This window comes from Sphingobacterium sp. T2 (genome assembly GCF_000814685.1).
Taxonomy (GTDB): Bacteria; Bacteroidota; Bacteroidia; order Sphingobacteriales; family Sphingobacteriaceae; genus Sphingobacterium; species Sphingobacterium thermophilum.
Genome location: NZ_JXAC01000001.1, coordinates 1 through 10,441 on the forward strand (window position 1 = coordinate 1; position 10,441 = coordinate 10,441).

The 10,441-nt window shown below is 35.9% G+C and carries 7 protein-coding genes; all 7 read right to left on the reverse strand.

Features of this window, described 5'->3' with window-relative positions:
- Positions 1-134: 134 nt before the first annotated feature.
- The 7 genes from SD31_RS14535 to SD31_RS00025 all read right to left on the reverse strand — a co-directional run bounded on the left by SD31_RS14535 (position 135) and on the right by SD31_RS00025 (position 10,269).
- The gene (locus SD31_RS14535) at positions 135-1,046 is read right to left on the reverse strand and encodes a HEAT repeat domain-containing protein (protein ID WP_197053447.1); all 912 of its coding nucleotides are present in this window, start codon (positions 1,044-1,046) and stop codon (positions 135-137) included.
- 163 nt (positions 1,047-1,209) lie between these two features.
- The gene (locus tag SD31_RS14540) at positions 1,210-2,358 is read right to left on the reverse strand and encodes a hypothetical protein (protein WP_052258478.1); all 1,149 of its coding nucleotides are present in this window, start codon (positions 2,356-2,358) and stop codon (positions 1,210-1,212) included.
- The gene (locus tag SD31_RS00010; RefSeq protein WP_052258479.1) at positions 2,358-4,544 is read right to left on the reverse strand and encodes a hypothetical protein; all 2,187 of its coding nucleotides are present in this window, start codon (positions 4,542-4,544) and stop codon (positions 2,358-2,360) included. The genes SD31_RS14540 and SD31_RS00010 overlap by 1 nt, the downstream gene beginning before the upstream one ends.
- A 74-nt stretch (positions 4,545-4,618) precedes the next feature.
- The gene (locus SD31_RS00015; RefSeq protein ID WP_156138114.1) at positions 4,619-6,097 is read right to left on the reverse strand and encodes a DUF6850 family outer membrane beta-barrel protein; all 1,479 of its coding nucleotides are present in this window, start codon (positions 6,095-6,097) and stop codon (positions 4,619-4,621) included.
- A gap of 101 nt (positions 6,098-6,198) precedes the next feature.
- Positions 6,199-7,041: a DUF4876 domain-containing protein gene (locus tag SD31_RS00020; RefSeq protein ID WP_197053448.1), complete on the reverse strand. Its 843-nt coding sequence runs from the start codon at positions 7,039-7,041 to the stop codon at positions 6,199-6,201.
- Positions 7,042-7,147: 106 nt separating this feature from the next.
- Positions 7,148-7,429 (reverse strand): hypothetical protein, encoded by a 282-nt coding sequence (locus SD31_RS16780; protein ID WP_197053449.1) that lies wholly within the window; start codon positions 7,427-7,429, stop codon positions 7,148-7,150.
- An 11-nt stretch (positions 7,430-7,440) separates the two neighbouring features.
- A complete protein-coding gene (locus SD31_RS00025) occupies positions 7,441-10,269 on the reverse strand; it encodes a TonB-dependent receptor plug domain-containing protein (protein WP_039052653.1) in 2,829 nt (942 codons plus the stop codon).
- Positions 10,270-10,441 lie beyond the last annotated feature (172 nt).

A 10,441-nucleotide genomic window follows, 5' to 3' on the forward strand; every position in this document is an offset into this window, starting at 1 on the left:
GCGAGTGCGGGCTTACGATTCCGCCCGTAGGTYACTCAAACGCCCGACCATGGTCGGCTTTTTTTATGTTTTAAACCTTTAACATACAATCATATAAACACCACCAATTAAACAGAAAAAGCCTGATAAGGCTATCAGGCTCTAGGGGACAATGACACTAAAGCATTATATCCTTGCAATCTAATCAAGGATTGTATAATTTCATCTTTAAGCTCTTTTTCAATTGAAGGAGATTGACTTAATTTGGTCAAACTTTCAATAATCAAAGGTCTCATAACCGAAAACCTAAACCATCCTAACGCTTCTGCCATACATACTCTAACCTGTAATGGTTCAGTGGAATCATGAAGTAGCGCCAAATAGCTATCCACATGCTGATGAAAATTATAATTTCGGATTACTCTGATATTATCAATACGCTCTTCTAAGGAAGTATTTCTGTCCATAATCTTTTCGAAACCTAATTCGTAATATCCCTTTTTGCGAAAAGACAGTAACAGATCTGCAATTTCTTTTTCTTTGTCTATTCTATTACTTTTTTGCAAACTTTCGATAAACACTGTCTCTACTTTTGACTTATCAAACACTCGCAAGCTTGATTCTATATTATATTGCACACGTTGTCGTGATTTATCATGCACCCAGGCTTCAGCAAGTGCTTCTAACAAGTCAGAATCACCTATACTTCCAGCATATATTGCTGACTGACGTGCAATCATTTCATATTCATCACTAAGTCCTTTTTTTACAGCTTCTTTAAAGTCAGCGTTGGCATACTTTGACAATAGTTTCAACGCTTGCATACGTACGGTTCTGTAGCTTGAGGTAAGAAAATATTGCAACAAGGTAGAAGAAAAATTTTTTTCCTTTTCAGCAATCTTTCGTAAAGCAACAGACTGATAGATAGGGTCCTCCTTTTTTAATAAAGATTTCCAGTAATTCAAATTGTTATTTTGGGTAAGCTGAATGTTAAGTTTTTCATTCTCTTTTGTGCCAAAATGGAATGTCGGATCACCAATAAGGTGGTTTTCCAAAGTTACATTCATATTATGCACTAAACCTAGACGCACACCGTACGATAACAAACCGACAAGGTTCATCGTCCATTTGTCTTGCAACACGTTACGTGTATTTCCTTGTGCTGCAATAGTATTTCCTTCATTAAAAATATAATTTCCTGCAATATAATCATCCTCATGATAAGAGCCGTTATAGCAGGCATCCAGAATTACATAAAGTTGGATTTGTTTTTATTTTTCTAAGATCTGCCGTGTGGATGGAGTTGTTTGCATTCACAGCGCTATCCTGCTTTGCCAGCTCCATATCGTTTAATCTATCGAAGAATTTTTCCGTAAGCTGATATTTTTTTTGGTATACTTTTTTAAGTGAATCCACATTTTTCTTTGCTTTTATAGCTTTACGTAGATTATTGTAAAGTTCACGACGTATTGCTTCAATACGGGTTTCTATCGAAAATCCGCTAGGTTCATTGTTTATAAGCTCGCGTGTTGGAGTTCCATGTTTACGCATCAACAGAAGATCAACTTCCGGCCGTTGCATCTCATCGAAAAGTTTGAATTTCATAAAATCATCCATTCGAAAGTTGAGGTGTTTGAAATGCGTATTGGTCTTTCCAAGGTAAGGAAAATCCTCCCTATACGCCTTGACATCATCTTTCCATGCAACTAAACATTCTGAATTGTATGCTGAACCTGTGAAAGCCACAAAGTAATCTAAGATATTATCACGAGGTGTCCGAACTACTTTATACAAATAATCACTTATAGCTTGATAAACGTTTCCTCCACGTCCTTTAGGATACCGTATACGAGCCGAATATATGGAAGGATTTAAGTGCTGTGGAGAGTCTTCTCTAAGCTTATAATAATGAATAATAGGCTCACGATCGTCTTGTTTGATATAATCAAAGGTAAGATTAAGGTCATCATAAAAACGATCCGAAGGTACCGAGGACTCATAAATAGGAAATTTATCTTCATTCATCTTGAAAGCTGTAGTCATATGCTGAGCATTGCGAATCATAACGATGGGAATCTCTCCGATAAATACTACACCTTCAAGAGACTGTTTTGCATTGTAAAGTTTGAGGATTTCATTCTTCACTTCTTCCGGCTTTTTGAAATCACCGGAAACAATATAAGTTGGAAGTCCATCTTTTTCTACTATATCTCGATAAGCTTTCACAGCATCCCTAGTATGTTTGTAAGTTTCGATGTCAATAAAAATTGCGAAGGCTTTGTTTTTGGAAATAACGGTAGGCTTTTCGATTTTCACTTGGGCGTATACCCATGATGTTAAGGAAATAAATAGCGCTATTATTTTTAATATTTTACTCATTATTTTAATATATTAAGAGTTCGTAAAGCTTGAGTTTTTACTTCTTCAGGAATATCGGTAGCATTAGCTATTTCTTCACATGCTTGTAAGATTTCCATCTTACGGTAGGATTGCCCAAACCAGGCCAACGATTGCAACATAGCTATACGCATTGTAACATCCTCCTTATTATCTTTAACCATGGTTAGATACTTATCTACCGAAGGATGATAATTGACATTTTTTAATGAAGATATCGCCAAAGTACGTAATGAATTCTTACTGTCGAAAATTATAGAATCCAAATTTTGATAAAATCCCTGAAACTGATCGTCATAAAATTTCTCCTTAAATTTTGTTTTGTCAACGACAGGAGCCTGTGCAAAAACCTTTTCTGCTTCTTCCTTAATAAGTTTTTGATTAAAAGAATATAAGGACATCTTGATACTAAACAGAACTCTAGATGCTTGCTGGTTTTCAATATAAGCCTCTAAGATATATGGAAGCAAAGAAGGATGTCCTACTTTTGACATAGTATTGATACTGTGACGACGGATAAACTCATCACTATCTTTGCAGGACCTTTTTAACATATTAAGTTGAAAATCACCTCCTATAAGATTTGCCAAATGCAAACATGTATATCGTGTTGTTACATAATTGGATTGATGATACTCTTTAGCCAAAAGTTTCGGCAATCCAGCAAAGTTATTTTTATATAGCTGAGTAAAAATAATATTTCTTGCATCCGCTTTCTGAGCTTTTCGCAAGGCGGCAACTAATTTCCTATTATTCTTTTCTCTAAATACCCAACTCCAATCTTCCCCACTATTTTTAGCAAAGGTAAAAGTAGGATCTCCAATAAGATGGGATTCCAATACATAATTTTGCTGCGCCCATTTACCCACAGAAACTCCCATACCAAGTGTACCTATAAGATGTGTGGTATTTACATCCTGTAATATACTTACACTATTTGCTAATGCAACCAAGGCCTTTCCTTGCGAGAAGATAAAGCGACCGGCTATATAATCTTTCTCACGAAAATCTCCATTGTAGCAAGCATCAAAAATTGTTAATCTAACATTTGGCTTAATTTCATCCACTTCGGTCACAACTATACCTTGACGGTTATTTCGTAAAGAATCCTGTTCCTTGAAATCTCTACTATCATAGCCGTCTAAAATAGATGGTGCTAAGTTATACTTAGACACATAAGTATCATAAAATTTCTCTTGGGCTTTACTGTCATTGATCAGTCTTCCTGCCAATTTTTTTAAGCTGTATTGCAAAGCTTGGAAATGCTCCTCCAAATATTGTGAAGGAATATCGCCGGAGATAAACATGTGCTCCGGCATTCCGTGCTCATGAATAAAGGCTATATCTAAATCTTTTCTTCTAAACTGGTTTATCAATTCATCTTTTGGATAGTTCCAGCTGTCGAATCTGAAGGACTGGGCCTGTTTACCACTTTTAAATGTATTTGGGAACTGTTCTTCCAGACGATATAACTCAGGTGTCCATGCTGCAAGAGAATTTGATAATGTTCCGTCCCCCAAATAAGTTAACACGTTACTAATTCTATTATTTTCCGTGTGGGCCGTAATTACCTTTTTAAGATAATGGCTTATTTGTTGATAAGAATTTTTCCCTTCTGCAGCAATAGGTTTAATTCTCGCCGAATATATTTCACTTTGAATCTTATTGGCCGAATTTATTCCCAAATTGTAATAAAATAAAAGTGAATCTTTCTCATCCTTTTTTATAAAATCGAAAGTAAGATCAAAATCATCGTAAAAGCGATCTGAAGGAATGGATGATTCTCTTATATCAAGGTTTTCGTCCATCTTAAATGCTGTAGCAAGATGCTGTCCCTTACGAACCATGACTATAGGAATATCTCCTATAAGTACTATCCCTTCCAATTTATGGATTTTATAAAGCTTGAAGATTTCTATTTTAACCTGTTCTGGTGAAGACCAGTTGCCTGATACGATAAAAGTAGGCAACCCTTCCTTTTCTACAACCTGACGATACAGCGTCAGTTCCTCCTTGCACTGAGCATAAGTTCTATTATCTACAATAATAGCAAATGAACGGTCTTTTATCTGTCGCGTAGGATATGTAATCTGCTGGCCAAAAGCAACATGCCCAAATATCGAGCTACCAATAAATATTAAAAATAGTGTCTTCTTATATAATTTCATCTCCCATATTATTAAAAGAGAAAATATGCTCAACCCTAAAATATGTTCGGTCCATTTATTACCTTCTTGGATTTTTAGAAAGTAGTACCTATACTTATTCTAAAGCTTTTTCTATTGTTGAAGTGAAAGTTTTCGGTATTGGTGTAATAGCCTATGAGCTTGATAAACATTTCAGTATCTCTTCCTCTTTTAAGCTGCTGTGAATAAGTCACCGGTACTTCATATGTTGTAGATTCACTTATCAGGTATTGAAAATTGCGTTCTTCTAAGTCTTTAACTGTAAACTCTTCGGCATCTGCACCATTATAATCGTATTTTCCTGCAAGATTTTGTTTTCTTAAAGCCTGTAATCCAATAGTCAGCTGCACTCGTCTAGTAGATGACAGGTCAAATAACTTATGTATTCCTATTCCATACTTCAAATTATCGGTTTCCATGGTAGATTCTGGAATTAGGTATTTGTTTGCCATCTTCTCTAATGCAGCATAAATGGTTGTTTTCCAATTGTATGCTAACCCCTGATTTTTCTGCAATTCATATTGACCTAACACTAAGGTGTTAGCATATTTTGAGCGAACAGACTTGTATAGTACATAATACCCATCCGACTCTAACCCACTAACAAACTCTGTGATATATTCTATTCCACTGGAATTAGAGGTGCTCATAGTTGCTTGAACTAAATGAGTAAACTCTTCTCCTCTCTGTTGGAAATTAAGCCCCATATCCCATTTCTTCATCAATAAAGTGCCGCCTGGTCTGGTATTCGTAAAGGCTATATTGGCATCCTCAGCCTGAACTGTATAATTAAGATTTGTGAAAATTTTACTTTTGCCTGAATATTGATATTGAACACCAAAACCCATAGCATCCCCCTCATAGTTCATCGTTCTTCCCGATCCTACATATGCTATAGCATTTCCCAAACCTAATAGGAAGAAGTACCCTTGGTCAACATAGGTATTGACATTCGAATTAGAAGACTGTTCCTTAAAATTTTTATAATGAAAGTTAGCACCAATATGATGTTTGGCACTAATAGTCAAGGATAAAGCGGGATCTAGCTGAAGTTCATAATATTGATTATTCGCACGGATATCCCTTTGTTTAGCTCCACTTTGTGCTTTGTAGTTTACATTAAGCCCCAACATCAATTTACCTGCTACAGGTTTTGTGTTCAGCTTGAATCCCAAGTCATAATACTGATTTACCCAATCGCTGGTATTGGTATCAGCCACAATGTAAGGCATAAGACGTAGAGGATCAATCAGAGAAGCATTATATTCCGCGGCCTTAATATTGTTGCGCTTATAAGCAAAATATCCTTGCAGATAATAATTTTTTAGATATAAATTACCTTTTGTATTCAAAAAAATAGTATTGATTTTCTCTCCGTTATATGGTTGTCTGAAATTTCCTTGTGTGGAAGAAGTGCCTACCTCTAAACTTGAGTTTTGCGAAGGATTATCCAGCAGAAGTCCTGCTGCATTTCCAGAAGCGTTCCATTGGTTAATCTGCGACTCTTGTTCCTGCTCAATTATATTTTTTGACATTTGCTGCGCCTGTACTTTCAAGATTGAGATAAGCATTAGTATTAAAGCGCTGAATTTTATATTTCTTTTCATCAGAACTCGTAGTGATTTGAAGGTTAACATTAGTTTGCTGAAGACCATGATGGAATACCTTGATTGTAAAAGCGGAAAGCAGGAACTACCATTCTTTCAAAATCTTCTGTACTGTTATTTGTGTCCTGCAGAATAGGAGTTCCATCCTCACGTGTACCCACTTTTTTACGTCTTACGCCAAGAGAGTTATAGGTGGCTCCTACGTAAGTCATTCCTGCATCCACTACTGATGCTACTCTCTTGGCTGAAATCATACTTTCGTTATGTCCTGCCTCAACTCCATCTATGATATATCGAATAGGAATCTTAGCGTACAGATTAGTCGATGTTGTTCCTAAATCACGAGTTCGCATATTAGGATCATTTACCGGGTCATAACTCTCTCCTTCTGGAACTCTAAATATCACGTACGCACCGCCAAAGACAGAAGTAAGATATTGTGGCAAAGTACCTTTTGAAGCACTGCCGTTATAAAAAACATGAATCATATCAGTGGCTGGCTGGTCCGGAAAATTAGGATTATCCATGTTAAACTCGAACTCAGACGTTGAGCAATCTATTGGTGAATTAGGATTATACTGTGGCAATTTATGGTTAGCAGCAAACTGAGCTATACTGAATGACTCTCCCGGTGCCAAAGGATAGGTCGTTCCATCTCCAGGGATTTTCCATACACGTTCGGCATATACATAACGATTGCCATCTTCTGTCGGCCAAGTCGGCAAATTTGTTGTCGCAGTAGAAGGATACAAATTGGCAAAGTATAACCCATCGAGATATACTATCTCATCAGAATTGTTGGTAATCTCATAAAACTGATTTCTAAAATAAAAAGGAGAGGTTCCGGCATAGAAAATCTCGCTGAATGCCAAAGGTCCCACAGAAGCACCATTAACATCTATATCAATATACTCCCCATCCTTGACAATGACATGGTTAATCTTACTACCGATAAGATAATATTGCTTATTATTATATTTAGTTACGCCGGTAATATTTGATAGAATACGTTCCCGGAATCAATTTTTCAATCTTATTAACTCCATCTTTAAGAATATACTCTAATCTAAAACCTTCAGTAAAATTTTCGAAAACAACTTTTAGTCCTTCCGTTGTTTCTACACCTTCTGCTACGGAGTGTGCTCTAAGATTTACAGAAAGATATTGTATATCATCTGTATCTAACGCACTGTTAATCTTAGCACACCCTATAAAGGATAAGGATATAAATATGCACAGAAGTAAATATTTACTTTTCATAATCTACAGTTTTATTTTAGTTTTACCGCCAAATTAAGCCCAAAGTAATATGGAATATTTCTTTTATAATAGTTGGATTTTACCCGGTCTGACTGCGCGATTTGATAATACCTAAAAATATTATTTGCAAAAAACGATACGCGGATATAGTCTCTTATTTCTTTGGTCAAGTTAAGATTAAAGTTTACCATTGTTGGTAAGCTTTCTACGGTTTCCAAGGTACGTGATACAGGTCTCAATAATACTTTGAATTCACTTTCATCTTTACGCGAAGGATCAAAATCGTAAATCTGCCCATCTATCTTGCTGATATACTTTATAGGAATAGAATCATTGCCATAGGTCGTCCAATCTGACTCGTTCCAAATAAATTCGGTAGTCAAAGTTACTACAAATCCTATACTTGGAATATTGTGTATCGTTCTTAACGAACTTACTGTAGACTTCTCGTTAAGGACAGTCATCTTCGGCTCATATAGTGCAATATGGGTTCTGCTTGAAGCTCCTGTTCCACTTTGACCATCATAAGTGACATAATCCGAAGAATAAGTTTTCTGATTGATATACATACCGTTTATACTGAACTGTGTACGTATAGCATCAAAACGTTTTAGAAACAATTCAAATTCAATACCCTCTTTATCCAAACGGGCACCATTTCCTGGCATATTAAATTTAGCGAGAACAGGATTTGAAATAGCTGAATAAATAGGTTCATTGTTGTTTACACGCTTATATTCTATAAACTCCACAGGTTTTGCTGTCACTCTGTAGTTATATCCGTTTTCAAGTTTTTCGCGAAAGGCTGTTACACTTAAAGACGACTTGCCAATGTTAAAATCGAATCCTAACTCAGCTTTCCTATTTTGTGCTATTTTAAGATTTTTATTTTCTGTGCTGAATACGCGGGTAGTCGTCATAAACACTCGTTCTGCTTCCGGAATAGCTGTGTTCGCCAATTCATTAATGTTGATATATTCAAAGTAAGCATCTTCAGGACTTAAATAAAGTAAGCTTGGAGCCTTTGCTAATAAACCATATCCTCCTTTGATACTAAAAGTACGAGGTATAACTTCGTACGAAGCATTTACCCGAGGCGACAATACAGATTTGTCTCCGTTAAAAAGATCATAACGCACTCCTCCTATAATATTCAGCTTACGGTTAGCAATGAGCATTGAAAAATCCTCTTCGAAAAACAACCCGAATTGCTGCAAGGCAGGAATGTCTTTGTATCTTCTCTTTCGGAAAGTAGCATTCACATAACTCAAATTACGGTATGGAGGAAGAGAATCGGCAAAGATTTTTCCATCGCCGAAGTTTTTATCTATCTTATAATCGGCTCCAAAACGCCAACTGTGATTAGTGTTGCCGATACGGTTAAAAAAATTCGCTGAAGTCTGTACAAAAGCATTTAACTCCTTTCCATCTATAGTATATTCACCAACATATGTACTAGGAAGATAGACTGCATAGAGATGCTCTTCACCAACTGGAATGTTGGTAATTTCTTTACCCTCAACATCATAAAATTTCCTTCCAGGAAAGTTTGTCAATACAGCCCTGTCTGTATATGTCATCGAATATGGCGCATTAGCAGAAGTATATTGTTCTTGTAAATAAGAATACTTATTTGTGTATCCTATCTTACCGGAATATTGGATATATTTTAAGGATTTATTGTCAAAAGTAACATTTCCTTTAGTGTGTAAGGAGAAACCTATTTCCTTTGCATGAGACTTTGTCTTAGTAATCTCGTCATCCGGATTTAGCTTTCTGGTATCCTTTCCGAAATTCACATCTATACCGCTAGTAGAATTTAGTCTATCACCAAATAACTTATTGGAGTATAATGCATTAAAAGTAGCTCTCTGATAATACCGATAAGATTGTACTGGATCATTGATATTATACGCATATCCTCCTCCAATGTTCAATGCTCCTTTGTTATTCCTCAATAATATACCATCTGTAATATTTAAGCTATAAATATTAGGATTTGTTCTAGCTTCAATGGTAAGAGGTTGAGCTCCCGCCTTTTGATTAACAATAACAGTACCGGAAGTTGCGTCGCCATAAGTTACTGATGGGATACCGCGCACCACCTCAATGGATTCCACATTTTGCAAAGATATGTTACGTACGTCAAAACCTCCTGATGGTGAAGCTCCTCCCGCAAGACTTACAGCAGAGCCGCTAACAGTTGGATTTAAAGCCTGAAGATTTGCATTATTAGAAGTAGGAGCTCCATTGATAATAATAGAAGTTCCAAAAGCATTTATGTTGCTCGAAGTATTGACAACATTACGAATATTGATTTGTTTGGCGGTATTCAAGTCTGAATTAGAGGTCAAACCTCCTGGCAATAGGCTCATCACATCTGCTAATGAATTTGCCTGTAAGTGTTCAATCGCATTACTACTGATTTTCGAAGATGTACCTACTAGATTGTTAGAACGTTTTGCTACCACATCAACTTCATCGATACGGAAAGAATTATCTCTGAAAATGAGATTAAGTGTAATATTTTGCTTGACATTCAGAATAGTATCAATCTCTTGCTTACCAATATATGTACCTATTAAATTGATACTGCCTGTAGGAACATTCTTCAAAGAGAAGCTTCCATCCGAACTGCTTGTCGTGATAATTCCATATTCACGGATAGATATACTAGCTTGGCGCAATGGTATAAGTTTACCATCACGATGCTCATAAACTTTTCCTTGTATGGTAAAGTTATTTTTACTCTTCTGCGTCTGTCCTATTAAAATATGTGAAGACGCCAGCGTTAACAATACAGCAAGCGATAATCGCCTTCTTTTTGCACGAGTAAGCATAATTAAATATCTTGATAAAGTTACTTTACGGTTTAGATTGTAATCTAATTCTAGATCGAATTAATGAACGTAAAGATAAAAAAGAAAAAATCAAACATCWCCTTTAACTCTAACTTGGAAATTTGAAGTTATTTTAAATAAGTTTAGAATTTAATACAATTAAAATTGGTTG

Coding starts and splice junctions, on each gene's coding strand:
- SD31_RS00010 (WP_052258479.1), bottom strand. CDS start 4,544: ATGAAATTATATAAGAAGACACTATTTTTAATATTTATTGGTAGCTCG.
- SD31_RS00015 (WP_156138114.1), bottom strand. CDS start 6,097: ATGTCAAAAAATATAATTGAGCAGGAACAAGAGTCGCAGATTAACCAA.
- SD31_RS00025 (WP_039052653.1), bottom strand. CDS start 10,269: ATGCTTACTCGTGCAAAAAGAAGGCGATTATCGCTTGCTGTATTGTTA.
- SD31_RS16780 (WP_197053449.1), bottom strand. CDS start 7,429: ATGAAAAGTAAATATTTACTTCTGTGCATATTTATATCCTTATCCTTT.
- SD31_RS14540 (WP_052258478.1), bottom strand. CDS start 2,358: ATGAGTAAAATATTAAAAATAATAGCGCTATTTATTTCCTTAACATCA.
- SD31_RS14535 (WP_197053447.1), bottom strand. CDS start 1,046: ATGAATGTAACTTTGGAAAACCACCTTATTGGTGATCCGACATTCCAT.